This window comes from Symbiopectobacterium sp. (genome assembly GCF_051710365.1).
GTDB lineage: Bacteria > Pseudomonadota > Gammaproteobacteria > Enterobacterales > Enterobacteriaceae > Symbiopectobacterium.
On the sequence record NZ_JBPETA010000070.1, the window covers coordinates 1 to 15,251 of the forward strand.

The window sequence follows — 15,251 nt, forward strand, 5'->3', positions numbered from 1 at the left end:
TTCAGTATTGGTGACAGACCACCACAAGTATCCAACCTCAATTCTGTTCACAAGACCATCGTTGATGTTCTCGGCGAGCGATACCGTCGAATTTATTCTTAAAGTAGGTGCGGAATGACGGTTATATGAATTTGATGATCTTCAACCTGGTGAAAAACTGATTATTCCAGCATTGCCTTTGGTATCAAGCAGCACAAATTATCATCGTACTGAGCCTTCCCTGCTAATTCCAGATAATGAACGTTCGCATAAGGTTGCCCAATTAGCCCTCCGGGTTGGCCCTTTTCTTGCGGACGATCCAAGGCGCGATACCGCTATTACCGAATTGCATCGTATTGCTATTGATCAAGCAGGCAGTGGGTTTCAGCATTGGCTAAGTCGTTTTGGCACTGCTCGTGTGCAACTCGATGCGAATAATGCCTCTTTGCTTAAAAAATCTCAGGTTGATTTACTGCTTCCTTTACGGGACAGGCAGGACAATCTTATTTTCACCCAGGGCAGCGTTCACCATATTGATAAACGCGTGCAGGCAAACCTGGGTTTAGGCATGCGCCATTTCACGCAGAGCGCTGTGGTGGGGGGCAACGGTTTTCTCGACTACGATTTTTCCCATCATCATGTGCGTGCGGGGATTGGCGTAGAGTATTGGCGTGATTTCCTAAAACTGGGTGTGAATAGTTATTTACGCCTTAGTAACTGGAAAGCGCCTTATGGCAATGAGCGAGAGCGTCCCGCGAATGGGTGGGATATTCACACGGAGGCCTTTTTACCTGATTGGCCCCAACTTGGTGTGAAACTACTGTATGAACAGTTTTATGGCGAGCAGGTGGTACTGTTTGGTAAGGACGATCGCCAGCATAACCCTCATGCGATTGGTGCGGGCGTAAGCTATACCCCTTCCCACTGATGACCTTGAGCGCAGAACAGCGCAACGGGAAAGCTGGCAGCAGTGACAGACGTTTTGGCCTGCAATTTCACTATCAGTTTAGTCTGCCTTGGGAGCGGCAACTTGATCCTGAAGCGGTTCGTTCGACTCGCCATTTGCCGAGGCAGCGTTACGATCTTGTGACGCGTAAAAATCATCTGGTGCTTGAGTACCGCAAGGTGCAACGCCTCTTTTTGAGCATGACCCGGGCGGTAGATGGGTATTCCGGAGAGCAAAAGCCACTCAATGTTGAAGTGAATGCCACCGATAAACTCGCTCGCCTGGAGTGGTCTGCACCGGCGTTGATCGCTGCTGGCGGAAAAATTTTGCCGCGTGGATACCAAAATTATGCAGTGGTGTTACCGAACTATAAGGACAGCGGTCAACCCCAGAACTGCTATCGCGTTTGCGCCGTTGCTGTCGATACCCAGGGACATCGCTCGAATCAGGGGAAATCCTGGGTACGCGTTCATGCGCCCGCAATGGCTATGATGCGTATGTCCTCGGATACCGCCCGCAGCGCATTTTCGGTGATGCCGGCTTCAGCCGTGGCGAACAATACGAGCAGTATCAACATCGTCCTCAATCTAAAAGACAGTAACGGTAGACCCTTGAGTAACATGACCAGCCATCTTTCTTTCCGGCTACGAAATCAGCAGGGGGAGCCCCCCCTACTGGTGAAGTGGCTCTCAGTGCAATCCGTGAAAGCGGGGAGGCTGGACGTTATATTGCCACGGTAAGGGGAACGAAAGCGGGCGTGTATTCAGTAACGCCACGGCTTGATGGCGTGGCGATGGCATCATTATCGGCAAGATTTGCGCTTAAGGCCGATGTGACAACTGCCAAGGTCGAGTCTCTGTCTGCGGATAAATCTTTACTGACAGGTGATGGCATTGATTATGTGCAGTTTACTGCCTTGATTATCGATGCGCACGGTAACCCTGTTCCCAATGCCGTAGTGCAATGGCGTCATTCATTTGGTCACTTGTCAGCCAGCAAGACACCAACATCTGCGCAGGGTATCGCCAGTGCCAGCTTAAAAAGTGTTGATAAAGGTAAGGTGACGGTTACCGCCGCTATTAACCATTCTAGCGTGAGTGATGTCAGCGTCAAAACCATAGGATTTATTGAGGATTCATGGGATATCGCGAGCGAAGGTGTCAGATATCGCTCGGTACCGGTCAAGGGGTATTCATCATTAGGGTTTGTCGCAAAAGCGCCGACCCTTGGCCCCCAGCAATTGGTCTGGTCATCACGTAGCGATCAGGCTTTAGTAGCGACGTTGATGAATCAAGCGGATGAAAATCGCTATACGGTGAAATTCAGAGGTTATCGCCACTCTGGCTGTAAGCTCAGGCCGCTAAATGACGCTATTGGTTGTGCCAAGGTCGGGAATGGTATGGATGCTGAGCTGGTTTTCTCGGCAGACGATAATGCAACTTTGCCGCCAGGGCGTTACGTGGGCGATATCCATTTCTCTGCGAGAAGCGGCTCGGGAGATTTTGAGGTGGAATATCTGCTGCATGTGACGTTGCAGGTTGTCAGGTAGTTGCCTGTCCAGGGCTGTCAGCTCGCTATTACAATTAGCGAGATGAAAAAAAGCCATTTTTTACAATGGCTTTTTTAGCGATGAGAGGTGATGAGATCGCGTGAAACGTTACTCGATATTCTGAATCTGTTCCCGCATTTGCTCAATCAGCACTTTCAGCTCAATGGCGCTGGCAGTGACGTCGGCGTTGATGGATTTGGAGGCCAACGTGTTAGATTCGCGGTTGAATTCTTGCATCATGAAGTCCAGACGGCGGCCAACGGCTTCCGGTTTTTTCAGGATGTTGTAGGTCTCTTTAACGTGCGCTTCGAGCCGGTCCAGCTCTTCGGCAACGTCAACACGCTGTGCTAACAGCACCAGCTCCTGTTCCAGCCGGTTGTTTTCTAACTGCACCTGCGCTTCTTCCAGCTTATTGAGCAGGCGTTCGCGCTGCCATTGCAGAATGGTCGGCATGTGTGTGCGCACTTTCACCACTTCGGCACTCACGCCCGCAAGGCGTTGTTCAATGAGCAGTTTCAGCGCGGCACCTTCGGTTTCGCGCGCAGTGATAAAATCATCCAGCGCTTTTTCCAGTGCGGTCATCAACTCCTTGCTGATCGCATCGAGATCTTGCTCTTGCGCCGACATCACGCCCGGCCAACGCAGGATATCAACGGGGTTAATTTCCCCTTCATCACTCTGCATTTTGACCCAGTTGGCGGCTTCAACCAGCTGTTTTGCCAGCTTTTCATTCAGGATCAGGCTGCCTTGCGCACTCGGGTCGAGTTCAAAACGCAGGTTGCATTCGATTTTTCCGCGCGTCAGACGGGCGCGAATACGCTCACGAATCACCGGCTCCAGGCTGCGGAACTGTTCCGGTAAACGGATGTATGTTTCAAGATAACGCTGGTTAACGGAGCGAAGCTCCCATGCGGCGTTACCCCAGCTGCCCTTGATGTCACGGCGGGCGTAGGAAGTCATACTGCGGATCATCGATATTTACCTGTTTAGCAAGTGATAAGGCGAGTATAACGCGCCCGTGGTTTTGCTGGGTAGGATAAAATCAGTTGAGTGGCTGGCGCGCAGCAGGATTTCAGAACGCTGCCGCATTATGCTGCGTGAAACAGACCTTCGTTTTGTCGGGCAATCTCCCAGCATTTGTTTTTCATCAGTTGTTTTAACTGCAATGCGGCGTGTGATTGCGGGTTGTCGCGGCGGCTGATCAGCGTCACTTCGAACGGCAGTGGCTGTTCAATCGGTACGATTTTCAACATATCGGCGTAGCGATGTGCGGTAAACAGATCGACGATACCCGCGCCGCCGCCTGCCAGCACCATGTCGGCAATCACCGAGTAGGTTTTAATATATACCGATGACATCGGCGTCAGTCCTTTGGCGCGTAACGCACGGTGCAGCACCTGGCCTAACGGATCCTGCTGCTGCATCATCAGCAGGTTATTGGAACAGAGCCACTCGAGCGATACCGGTCCGTTCTGCGGACTATCTTTGGGCAACACAGCGACCATATAGGCTTGAAACAGCGGCTCAGCCAGCAGAGCGGCAGGCACTTGCTGGCCAAAGACCAGCGCAAAATCGAGTTGATCTTGCAGAATATTTTGACACAGCGTGGAGAAGTGCTCGGTCACCAGCTCTACGTTGACGCGCGCTTCTTGCTTGTGAAATTCCACCATGGTTGGTGCAACCACCATTTGGCTAAACGCATGCGCCGCCCCCAGCCGCACCGTTTGTACCCGATTTCGTCTCATCTGTTCCGTCAGTGAACCGATGGCTTGCAGATGGATGTAAAGCTCCTGTACTTCAGGGATCAGACGCCGTCCTTCGCGGGTTGCCACCATGCCCCGCGCGCCGCGTTCAAACAGGGCAAACCCCAGTTGCTGCTCAGCGTGATTGAGTACCCGGCTGACGTTCGGCTGTGAAACGTTCAGCAAGCGGGCAGCACCGCTGATGGTGCCAGCCTGAAGAATAGCCTGGAAGATTTCGATGTGGCGTAAGCGCATGGACAGGTGCTCCGTGTTGGTTAGGTCATAATTTCACCTTGAGCAAATTCCATGCAATATCCACGCCACCCGATGCTTTGGCCTGTGGTTATTTACCACAGGTGGCTTCCAGTACACGCAACCAGTTGCCGTAGCAGATTTTTTCCAGCAATGGGAGATCGTATCCGCGCTGTGTCAGCGCCTCGACCAGGATCGGCAGCCCTGCGACATCATGCAGGTCTGGCGGCACGGTGGTGCCATCGAAATCGGAACCAAAACCGACGCTGTCTTCTCCCAGCTTGTTCAGCAGGTAATCGACATGGCGGACAATCTCTTCCACCGTGGCGTTCGGATCTTTTTTACCATCGGCGCGCAGGAAGGCAGTACCGAAATTCACGCCGACAAAACCGTTGCTTTCACGAATTGCGTCCAGCTGTTTGTCTGTCAGATTGCGGGACTGCGCGCAGAGTGCGTGGGCGTTGGAGTGGCTGGCAACCATCGGGGCATCGCTGATACGTGCGGTCTGCCAGAACCCTTTTTCATCCATGTACGACAAATCCACCATGATGCGTTTGGCGTTACAGGCTTTCACCAGACGCAGGCCGGTTTCTGTCAGTCCGGAACCGATATCGGGCGAAGAAGGGAAACGGAACGGTACGCCGTCGCCGAAGATATTCGGTCGACTCCAGAGTGGGACCAGGGTGCGTAAACCCGTAGCATAAAGGATATCAAGCAGTTCCAGATCGAGCGCTTCTGCACCTTCAATGTGCAACACCATCGCCAGGGTTCCCGTCGCCATGCAGTGACGAATATCGGCAACACTGTGGCAAATTTTGGCTTGTCCTGCGGAGGCAGCATCAATGCGCAACAGCGTGTAACTCATTGAAAAGGTTATCTCTCTGGCAGATTCCATCGATGGTGTCGCGTGGTTCACAAACAAACTGTCGTTTTCTGGTACAGATTTCGCTGGGTCTTTAGGGGATGGGACATAAACGGCGAATAATCCGCCAGCCAGTCCCCCTTGTCGGATACGCGGCAGATCGATTTGACCCGCGGCTGGGCCTTGTAGAAAGGCACTGACCTCATCCTCCCGGTGGGAGGAATAAAGGCGTAATAAAACATCGTTATGCCCGTCAAAAACAGGGAAAGGGCGTTGCGTACCCGTTAGGAAATTGTTAGACATATTCAAAGTTATCGGCTCAGGATGCGATGAAACGGTATTTGCCCCATTAAGGTGCACGTTGCCCCAAAATGGACAAATGATTGCGCAGGGAATGGATGTCCTGGTGTGTTCATTTAAGCCAATCCGGTTTGACTATGTCAAGGCTGGATATGAAATAAAATCCAATTAATTGTTAAATATATTAATAATTTGATGGATTCATGCTTACCAGGAGACGTTTTCTCGCCGGTTGCGGCGCCGTACCTTTTTTATCCTATCTGAACCCGCACTCCGCTTTCGCTGCCACGCCTCCCACCATGCTGGTGATGGCGATGCAACTGGATAACATGACCAGCCTTGATCCCCATGAAAGTTTTGAAGCGGTAGGCTCTGAGATTGTGGGCAACCTCTACCAGCGTTTGGTAATGCCGAACCCGTTGAAACCCAGCGAAGTGAAAGGCGAGTTGGCCACGCACTGGGAAGTGAGCAACGAAGGGAAGACCTTCACCTTCCATATTGATCCAAAAGCAAAATTCTCCGATGGCACGCCGGTCACCGCAGAAGACGCGGCGTTCTCGTTACAGCGCGCGGTTAAAATGGATAAAAGCCCCTCCTTCATTATCAACCAGTTCGGTTTCACCAAAGATAACGTGGAGCAGCACATCACCGCGCCGGATGCCAGTACGCTGGTGCTGAACCTGGACAAGCCGGCGGCAGAATCATTCCTGCTCTATTGCCTCTCTGCGCCGGTGGGCAGCATCGTGCAGAAGAAAGCCGCGCTGGCAAACCAACAGGACGGCGATTTCGGCTACGCCTGGATTAAACAGCACAGCGCCGGGTCTGGTCCGTTCACGCTGCGCAGTTGGAAAGCGAGCGAAAGCATCATTCTGGAGAAAAACCCCCACTTCCAGACTGACAGCAAAATTCAGCGCGTGATCATGAAGCACATCACCGATCCTGCGGCGCAGTTGCTGATGCTGCAAAAAGGGGATGTGGATATCGCCCGCGATCTGACCAGCGAACAACTGCGCCCGATCGTCAACGATTCTGAATTCAATGTGATCCGTCGTGACGTTTCGACCATCATGTTAATGTCGTGCAACACCACCAATGAATTACTGAAAAAACCGCAGGTGTGGCAGGCACTGAAATGGGCGATTGATTATGAAGCCATTCAGAAAAACATCATTCCGCTGACGCACCGCGTGCATCAGAGCTTCCTGCCGGGTGGCTTCCCCGCGGCTCTGGACGATACGCCGTTCCATCAGGATGTGGCCAAAGCGAAAGCGCTGCTAACTGAAGCAGGTTATCCCGACGGGTTCGAGATCACCATCGATCACTACTCTGCTCAGCCGTATCCGGATATCGCGCAGGCCATCCAGACTCAACTGGGTGCCGTGGGGATCAAGGCGAAGCTTGTCTCTTCTGAAAATCGCGCGGTGTTGACCAAAATGCGTGCCCGCCAGCACCAACTGGCGATCACGGCCTGGGGCGCTGACTATTTCGATCCCAACTCGAACACCGAAGCATTCTGCGTCAATGTCGATAACACGGAAAATGCGCGCAGCCGTACTCTGGCATGGCGCTGCGGCTGGTCTGACGAAAAATTCAACACGTTAACCGAGCAGGCGTTGCATGAAAGCGATTCCGCCAAGCGTATCGCGCTGTATGAAACCATCCAGCGTGAGCACCGTGAGCACAGCCCGTTTATTTTCCTGATGCAAAACACCTTGCCGATTGTCTGCCGTAAAAATATCAGCGGTGTGAACATGACGGTACTGCGTGATAACCCGTACTATCAGGTGAAAAAAGCCTGATGCCGATAGCAAAACGTATTCTCAGTACGCTGGGCAGCTTGCTGCTCACGCTGTTGGGGTTGTCGGTGCTGACCTTTTTTATCGGTCGCATCATGCCCACCGATCCGGTGCTGGCGATGGTGGGGGACAATGCGCCGGAATACGTGGTGCAACGCGCGCGTGAAGAGATGGGGCTGAATCAGCCCCTGTGGGTGCAGTTTGGCCGCTATCTTTCGCAACTGTTGCACGGCGATCTCGGCAATTCGATCCTCACGTCCAATCCCGTGATGACGGATATCGCACGTTTCTTCCCGGCAACGCTGGAGCTAGCTACCGCAGCTATCATTATCGCTGCGCTGGTCGGCATTCCACTCGGCGTGTGGGCCGCAGTGAGGCGGAGTACCTGGGTCGATCAAACCATTCGTGTGGTTTGTCTGGCGGGGCACTCGTTGCCGGTGTTTGTGCTGGCACTGCTTAGCTTGCTTAATCTTCTATGCCGTACTCGGTATTGCTCCGGGGCCGGGGCATCAGGACATTATTTTTCAGGATATGGTGCCGCAGGTGACCGGCTTGCTCACGGTGGATTCGCTGTTGGCGGGGGATTATGCCGCCTTCCACGATGCGCTGGCACATATGGCGCAGCCGGTCTTGATCCTCGCCTATTTCAGCATGGCCTATATCACCCGTATGACGCGTACCTTCATGCTCAATGCGTTAAGCGGTGAATACGTCATTACCGCGCGCGCCAAAGGGCTGTCGTCGCGTCGGGTGATCTGGCGTCACGCGTTTCCGACCGTTGCGGTGCAGTTGGTGACCGTATTGGCACTGACCTATGCCGGGCTGTTGGAAGGGGCGGTGGTCACGGAAAACGTGTTCGCCTGGCCGGGGCTGGGCCAATACCTCACCACGGCATTAATGAATGCCGACATGAACGCGGTGATTGGTGCCACGCTGCTGGTGGGCACCGTGTACGTGCTGCTCAATTTGCTGGCTGACATTCTCTATCGACTTTGGGACCCGCGCGTAAAATGATTTTTCCTGTCTCACGAGCATGGTTGCTCGACGAAACGTCCGCGACGCGCCGTCAGGCCATTTGGGGGCGACGTTATCGCTTATGGTTGGGGCTACAGGCTAATCTGATGGCGATGATCGGGTTGGTGGTGATTCTAGCCGTACTGGTGTTGTCGTCCCTCGCGCCTTGGTTGACGTCTTATCAGCCGGGATTTCAGGATCTGGCAAACCGATTGGCACCGCCTTCTGCTGCCCATTGGTTCGGCACGGATGAATTAGGGCGTGATATCTACACCCGTATTCTGTATGGCGGCCGTACCACCCTCGGTATGGTGATCGCCGTAGTGGTGCTGACTGCGCCGTTAGGGCTGCTGATTGGCTGTGTCGCCGGGTATGCTGGTGGCTGGTTAGACAAAACCCTGATGAGCGTAACGGATATTTTCCTCTCCTTTCCTCGCTTGATTCTGGCGTTGGCGTTTGTTGCTGCGTTGAAGCCCGGTGTCGAGAGCGCCATCTTGGCGATTGCGCTGACGGCCTGGCCGCCCTATGCTCGCTTGGCGCGGGCGGAAACCATGCAGTTTCGCCACAGTGATTTTATCGCTGCCTGCAAGCTCACCGGAGCGACGCCGTTGCGCATTATCGTGCGCCACATTATGCCGCTCTGCGTGCCGAGTCTGGTGGTGCGTATCACGCTGGATATGAGTTCTATCATCATCACGACGACCAGTCTGGGCTTTCTGGGGATGGGGGCGCAGCCGCCTTCGCCGGAATGGGGCACCATGATTGCCACCGTGCGACGATTCTTATTCTCGGAATGGTGGGTGCCGTTGGTGCCGTGTATCGCCATTTTCATGACCTCGCTGGCGTTTAACTTTTTGGGTGACGGTTTGCGTGACGTACTGGATCCTAAGGAGCGCTAAATGCTGGTGGAAATTGAAAACTTGCGTATTACGTTTGCGAGTCGCACACAGACGTTTGAAGCGGTGCGTGGCGTTTCGCTCAGTATTGGCAAAGAGAAATTCGCGATTGTCGGAGAGAGCGGTTCAGGCAAATCCCTGACTGCGCGCAGCCTGATGCAACTGCTGCTCGGCAGCGCGCGCGTGGAGGCGGATAAGCTCAGCTTTGACGGCATCGATTTGCGCAGCGCGGATGAAAAGACCTTACGTCGCATTCGCGGCAAGCGGGTGGGCTTTATTCTGCAAGATCCGAAATACTCCCTCAATCCGGTGATGACGATCGGTCAACAGATCGCCGAAGCATGGCGTGAGCATAAGGGCGGCTCGCACCGTGCTGCGTTGGCGGCGGCGACCGATTTGTTGGAGCAGGTTCGCATTCGCGAACCGCATCAGGTGGCAGCGCGCTATCCGCATGAGGTGTCCGGCGGGATGGGGCAACGGGCGATGATCGCCATGATGCTGGCCCCAGACCCGGAGTTGCTGATTGCGGACGAGCCGACCAGCGCGTTGGATGCCACGGTGCAGGCCGATATTCTCAAGCTGATCGACGATCTGGTCTCTCAGCGCGGCATGGGGCTGATTTTGATCAGCCATGACTTGCCGTTGGTATCGCATTTTACAAGAGCCACTGCTGGTGCACCGCGTTGACAATGCCGAACAGCGCATTGCCAAAATGCTGGATGATGTGGGCCTGCCTGCGGCGGTGCGTTTTCGTTTCCCGCATCAGTTGTCAGGCGGGCAGCGCCAGCGCGTTGCCATCGCGCGTGCGCTGATTGTCGAGCCGGAAGTGCTGCTGCTGGATGAACCGACCTCTGCGCTGGATGTGTCGGTACAGGCTGAAATCTTGAATCTGCTGGCAGATATCCGGCAGGAGCGTAAGCTGACCTACCTGATGGTGAGCCATAATCTGGCCGTGGTGACCCACTTGTGCGAGCAGGTGGGGGTGATGCAGCAAGGAGAGATGGTGGAGATCCTGAGCGCGGAGCAGTTACGTGCCGGGCTGATTCAACATCCTCACACCGCTGAGTTGTATGCATTGAGTATCGCTTTGGAGGAACCCGCATGGGGCTTGATTGGCAGCGGGCGACGGAGGTGGCGCAGTCCATCACGGCGCAATGGCAGGGAGAAGGGCAGCCCGGCGGCGCAATTGCGCTGTTTGATGGCAATCAGTTACGGGCATTGCGCTGCGGCGGTCTGGCGGATCTGGCGCAAGGCACGCCGTTTAGTGCGGATAGCGTGGTGCGTTTTGCCTCGGTAACCAAACATTTATTTGCTTCGCTGGTGACCGGGCCGTTAGCAGACGTGATCGCGCTCGACGACCGATTGGCGCAGCATCTGCCGCAACTGCGCGGCCCGAGCGGGCAGGTTACCGTCGGCCAGGCACTGGATATAACGGCCGGGCTGCACGATTTGCGTGAAACACTCTCGTTGCTCGGGCTATCAGTCTACAACGCCACGCAATCTGACGATCTGCTGGCATTTGTTGCCGCGCTGGATAAGTTGAACTATCCGGCAGGCAGTGAAATTTCCTATTCCAATACCGGTTATCGGTTGGTGGAAGAGGCGCTGAAAGCCAAAGGCATCTTGTTTGCCGAACGTTTGCAGCAGCACATTTGCCAGCCATTGGATATTCACCTTTGGGCACCGGAAACCTGGTTCGATATTGTGCCTGGGTTAGTGCCGGGGTATTGGCACAGCGACAGCGGTTGGCAACCTGCAAGCGCCGGGCTGCATCTGTCCGCGTCCGGCAGTGTAGCGGGCAACGTGCGTGATTTGAGCACCTGGCTGCAAACGCTGTTGCGCGATGAGGGGCCGGGGCGCGGGGTATTGGCGCGCCTGACCGCACCACGCCAGCTAACGGATGGTCGCGTGACTGGCTATGGTTTAGGGGTTGCTCATTCACGCTTTGGTGATGCGCACTGGGTCGGCCACGGTGGTTCTCATGCGGGTTATAAGAGCTATTTTCTTCTCGATCCGCAGCGTGGTGTCGGGTTGGCGTTGGTGGCAAACCGTGAGGATGTATCCACCTATGACTGTGCACTGCGCATCATGGCGGCGCTGACCGGGCAAGCGTTACCGCAACCGGGCCATGCGCTGATGCCGGGGCTGTATGTGGCGGAAAACGGCAGCGAGTGGCTGGAAATCAGTGGTAACAACGCCTGCTGGTTGGGCGCGACCGAAACGCTCTATCCGTCAGAGGATGGAGCGATATCTCTCTCCAGCCATTTGCCGATGCAGTTGCGTCAGAAGGGAACGGTGATTGACGGTGAAATAGGCCACGCCGCCAAACGCTTTGTGCTGCCACATCGCGATGATTCTCTCGCTCAAGCGCAAGGCCGTTGGTTCTGCCCGGAATGGCGCAGTGAATGGGTGATTGAAGGAGACCGTCTGGTGATGGGGGTTGGCCCCTCGGCTCCGGTTGCTTCGCTGGAGTGTCTGGGTCAAGGTCGGCTGTTAGCGACCGCGCAGGACGGCCCGTGGGAGAAACGCTTTGCGTTGCATATCGAAGGCAACAACATGACGTTTTTGCTTAACCGCAGTCGGGTGGTTACGGCGCGGGGACGTTCACTGGGCGTAAATACGCTAAGCGGAATGCCAGCACAGGGCATTCCGCTACCTGCACGTTAGCGGTAAATGCCAACCCACGGGGCTTGACTCACATAGCCATAACCGCGATACATCCCTTCACTGTTGAACGGCAAAGCGATGTTTCCCTCTTTATCGACGGCGATCAGGCCGCCGCTGCCATCCAGCGGCAGCAGTTTTTCCATCACCACGCGCTCGCCTGCTTGCTCCAGCGTCAGCCCGGCATACTCCATTAACGCAGAGACATCATAAGCCGCTACGCAGCGGATAAACACTTCGCCTGTGCCAGTACAAGAGACGGCGACGGTATTGTTGTTGGCGTAGCAGCCTGCACCAACGATGGGACTATCGCCTATGCGTCCGGCCTGCTTGTTGGTCATGCCGCCGGTTGAGGTGGCGGCGGCGAGATTACCTGCGCTGTCCAGCGCCACGGCACCGACAGTGCCATATTTGCGTTCCGAATCGATTGGGTCACCCTGCGCCACATCGCGCTGACCATCGTGATCCAGCACGACACGCCCTTCTCCTGCTTGCGCATGACGTAGCTGTTCACGCCGGGCATCGGTAGAGAAGAAGTCGGGTTCGACCATCTCCAGCCCCTGCTTACGTGCGAACGCTTCTGCACCCGCCGCGGTAAACATCACGTGCTGGCTCTGTTCCATGACGGCCCTTGCTGCCAGCACCGGATTGCGGATATGGCTGACGCAACTGATAGCACCGGCATCCAGTGTGCGGCCATCCATGATGCTGGCGTCAAGTTCGTGGGTTTCATCGTGCGTAAAGACCGAACCGTGCCCGGCATTAAACAACGGACACTCTTCCAACAGCCGTACCGCTTCGGTAACGGCATCCAGTGCACTGCCGCCCTGGCTGAGAATCTGCTGGCCGCTGGCGACAATGGCGTTTAACGCTTCGCGGTAGGCTTGCTCTTTTTCCGCGCTCATGGCGGAGCGGGTCAATGCCCCCGCCCCTCCGTGGATCACAATGACTGGCTTGACCATGTCATCTCCCTGTTATTAGTTCTGTGTGGTAGCCAGATACGAAAAAGTACTTAGCAAGCGAACGATATCTGTCATGGTGGGTGCGGTGTAGTGTACCGTCACCGCATCACCGCGTTCCACTCCGGGGATCAGGCTAAACAGATCCGCCAGCACCGGTTTGGCGGTCATCAGTTCAAGGTGATAGGGCGCAGCGATACGCGAGGTGCTTTCACGGTGCGCCCGCTGCACGGCCTGTTTCGCCTGTGTGCGAATCAGTTGTTGCGCCGCCGGTGGGCTGAGCGATTCCGCCGAAGTTTGCGAAATGGCGCGTTTGACGCAGGCATAGGCGGTTTGGGGATAATAGCGGGCGATCCACTGTTGCAGGATATTATCACCGCTGACCAGCCACAGCGGTGTGCCCTTTTCGGCACCGGCGGCAGCATAGATATCGCTCTCACCCATCACTTCATCATTGATTTTCACACGATAGAAGGCGCGGCCATTGATGGTGTGCGCCAGCACACCGTGCTCTCCGGCAGCGCTGTGGTAGCCGATGAACATAAGTCCATCAAACGCCTGCTGCTCCAGCCCATCGACCATCGACAATACGCGCGGTTTGCCCTGAACCAGACGGGCGCGGGCATCGATGTTCTCTGCCCGCAGATTGGTCATGGCGGCGTGGCTGTCAGCCACCACCACTTCCGTTGCGCCACCGGCGAAAGCGCCATCAATGGCGGCGTTCACTTCCTGCTCCATCAGCCCGCGAGCCAGTTGATACTCGGCTTGCTCGGGGCTGCACTGTTCCGGTCGCATCACGCCGGCGATCCCTTCGATGTCGGCAGAAATAAACACTTTCATGGGTATGTCCTTACGCTAAAACGTGTTGTGCAAGACGATCTAACACCTGTCGCAAGTCTGGTCGGTGGTGGCCGCGAAAACCGGTCACCGCCTCGGCGCACAGCAGGGCATCCAGTACGGCATGTTCCGTGGCATCGGAGGCGGCGCACAGCATCGCTTCCATCTTTGCTTCTTCTGGCGGCCGCGGCGTGGGCTGGGTAGAAAAAGTGACGGCGATGTCACCTGAGCCGTGGCCCCAATAGCTGCCCAAACGCCCCAGTCCGGCACCGGCGCGTTTGGCGATGCGCCCAAGCTGGCGCGCATCCAGCGGTGCATCGGTTGCCATAATGATGATAATCGACCCCGCATCGCGTTGTGGTGCCAGTTCGGGCAGCAGCGGTTCAATAAAGGGGCCGATGTGCAGTCCGTCCAGTGTGAGCGATGCCAGCGTGCCAAAATTGGCCAGTACCAGCACACCCAACGTGGCATTCAGTTCGGGAATCAGACGAGATGCGGTGCCGATACCGCCTTTCAGGCCGAAGCAGCTCATACCGCGCCCGGCACCGACGCTGCCGCGTGCAAAGTGGGTGTCTGCCTTGCTCAGTGCGGCCTGCGCCATGGCTTCAGTCACCGCCAATGCCTGAATGTCGTTCAGCCAGCCATCATTGCATTCCAGCGCCAGCGGGTTCACCGTGGGCAGCGAGCGCCCGAGTTCAGGATTTTTGGCAATGGCGTCGCGCACCAGCGTGGTAAACAGTGTGCCGACAGTAAGCGTATTACTCAGCAGGATCGGGGTTTGCAGTTGCCCCAGTTCTTCCACCTGCACCAGCCCAACCGGTTTGGCAAAACCGTTCAGGACGGCGGCACCGCACGGCAGCGGCTGCGTAAACAGGTTGTCACCGGGCGGCACAATAGCGGTAACGCCGGTTTGTACTTCGCCCTGCGCCAGCGTTTCGTGCCCGACGCGCACGCCAGGCACATCGCACAGACTGTTGCCTGGACCGCTGGGCATGCGTGGCACGCCGACTTGCTGGTGGTCACGCCAGCGCTGCAATAGGGCGTGCAGCTGCGCCTGTTGAAAAGCCATCATAGGATTCTCATGCATTCTTCAGTTTCGGATCCAGCGTATCGCGCAAGGCGTCGCCTAACAAATTGAATGACAGCACGGTGAAGAAAATCGCCAGACCGGGGAAGACGCTGACGTGCCATTGACCGGCCATCATCATGCTACGGCTCATTGCGAGGATATTACCCCACTCCGGCACGTCCGGCTCTGGGCCAAGACCGATAAAGCTCAGGCTGGCCGCCGTGAGAATACTGGTGCCAATACGCATGGTGAAATAGACGATCACGTTCGGCAAGGTAGCAGGCAGAATATGGCGGATCAGCAAGATGCGATCCGGCGCGCCAGCACTGCGCACCGCTTCCACGTAGGCGGCTTGTTTCAGGGTTAAGGCGGAGGCGCGCACAATA

The 15,251-nt window shown here is 55.8% G+C and carries 11 protein-coding genes and 4 pseudogenes; 8 read left to right on the forward strand and 7 right to left on the reverse strand.

The window, feature by feature from the left end; genetic code table 11:
- Nucleotides 1-325 precede the first annotated feature (325 nt).
- Nucleotides 326-1,665 (forward strand): annotated as a pseudogene (locus tag ACTBDZ_RS08530) (inverse autotransporter beta domain-containing protein).
- 17 nt (nucleotides 1,666-1,682) lie between these two features.
- Nucleotides 1,683-2,474 (forward strand): Ig-like domain-containing protein, encoded by a 792-nt coding sequence (locus ACTBDZ_RS08535; protein ID WP_438815001.1) that lies wholly within the window; start codon nucleotides 1,683-1,685, stop codon nucleotides 2,472-2,474.
- A 108-nt stretch (nucleotides 2,475-2,582) separates the two neighbouring features.
- On the opposite strand, the gene ACTBDZ_RS08540 is transcribed toward ACTBDZ_RS08535, so the two are convergent.
- The 3 genes from ACTBDZ_RS08540 to ACTBDZ_RS08550 form a co-directional block, all read right to left on the reverse strand.
- Complete coding sequence (locus tag ACTBDZ_RS08540; RefSeq protein ID WP_438815002.1) at nucleotides 2,583-3,446, reverse strand: YicC/YloC family endoribonuclease; 864 nt, start codon at nucleotides 3,444-3,446, stop codon at nucleotides 2,583-2,585.
- 116 nt (nucleotides 3,447-3,562) lie between these two features.
- Entirely contained in the window at nucleotides 3,563-4,471 is a 909-nt protein-coding gene (locus ACTBDZ_RS08545; protein ID WP_438815003.1) for a LysR family transcriptional regulator, read from the reverse strand.
- Between the two features lie 88 nt (nucleotides 4,472-4,559).
- The gene (locus tag ACTBDZ_RS08550; protein ID WP_438815004.1) at nucleotides 4,560-5,633 is read right to left on the reverse strand and encodes a dipeptidase; all 1,074 of its coding nucleotides are present in this window, start codon (nucleotides 5,631-5,633) and stop codon (nucleotides 4,560-4,562) included.
- A 200-nt stretch (nucleotides 5,634-5,833) separates the two neighbouring features.
- On the opposite strand from ACTBDZ_RS08550, the gene ACTBDZ_RS08555 reads away from it, so the two are divergent.
- From ACTBDZ_RS08555 to ACTBDZ_RS08580, 6 genes and pseudogenes are all read left to right on the forward strand, one after another.
- A complete protein-coding gene (locus ACTBDZ_RS08555) occupies nucleotides 5,834-7,429 on the forward strand; it encodes an ABC transporter substrate-binding protein (protein ID WP_438815005.1) in 1,596 nt (531 codons plus the stop codon).
- Nucleotides 7,429-8,440: pseudogene (locus ACTBDZ_RS08560) on the forward strand (ABC transporter permease). Before ACTBDZ_RS08555 ends, ACTBDZ_RS08560 begins: the two are co-directional and overlap by 1 nt.
- Nucleotides 8,437-9,339, forward strand: a complete 903-nt coding sequence (locus ACTBDZ_RS08565) for an ABC transporter permease (protein ID WP_438815006.1) — start codon at nucleotides 8,437-8,439, stop codon at nucleotides 9,337-9,339. The pseudogene ACTBDZ_RS08560 and the gene ACTBDZ_RS08565 overlap by 4 nt, the downstream one beginning before the upstream one ends.
- Nucleotides 9,340-9,993: pseudogene (locus tag ACTBDZ_RS08570) on the forward strand (ABC transporter ATP-binding protein); the annotation flags it as partial.
- Nucleotides 9,986-10,435: pseudogene (locus ACTBDZ_RS08575) on the forward strand (ABC transporter ATP-binding protein); the annotation flags it as partial. The pseudogenes ACTBDZ_RS08570 and ACTBDZ_RS08575, both read left to right, overlap by 8 nt.
- A 2-nt stretch (nucleotides 10,436-10,437) precedes the next feature.
- Complete coding sequence (locus ACTBDZ_RS08580) at nucleotides 10,438-12,003, forward strand: serine hydrolase domain-containing protein (protein WP_438815007.1); 1,566 nt, start codon at nucleotides 10,438-10,440, stop codon at nucleotides 12,001-12,003.
- On the opposite strand, the gene ACTBDZ_RS08585 is transcribed toward ACTBDZ_RS08580, so the two are convergent.
- The 4 genes from ACTBDZ_RS08585 to ACTBDZ_RS08600 form a co-directional block, all read right to left on the reverse strand.
- Nucleotides 12,000-12,962, reverse strand: a complete 963-nt coding sequence (locus ACTBDZ_RS08585) for an isoaspartyl peptidase/L-asparaginase family protein (RefSeq protein WP_438815008.1) — start codon at nucleotides 12,960-12,962, stop codon at nucleotides 12,000-12,002. The two genes, ACTBDZ_RS08580 and ACTBDZ_RS08585, sit on opposite strands and share 4 nt — an antisense overlap.
- 15 nt (nucleotides 12,963-12,977) lie before the next feature.
- Nucleotides 12,978-13,799, reverse strand: coding sequence for a M55 family metallopeptidase (locus ACTBDZ_RS08590; protein WP_438815009.1), 822 nt, complete (start codon nucleotides 13,797-13,799; stop codon nucleotides 12,978-12,980).
- 10 nt (nucleotides 13,800-13,809) lie between these two features.
- Nucleotides 13,810-14,868 (reverse strand): DmpA family aminopeptidase, encoded by a 1,059-nt coding sequence (locus ACTBDZ_RS08595; RefSeq protein ID WP_438815010.1) that lies wholly within the window; start codon nucleotides 14,866-14,868, stop codon nucleotides 13,810-13,812.
- A 7-nt stretch (nucleotides 14,869-14,875) separates the two neighbouring features.
- On the reverse strand, nucleotides 14,876-15,251 hold a 376-nt coding region (locus ACTBDZ_RS08600), incomplete at its 5' end, for an ABC transporter permease subunit (protein ID WP_438815011.1).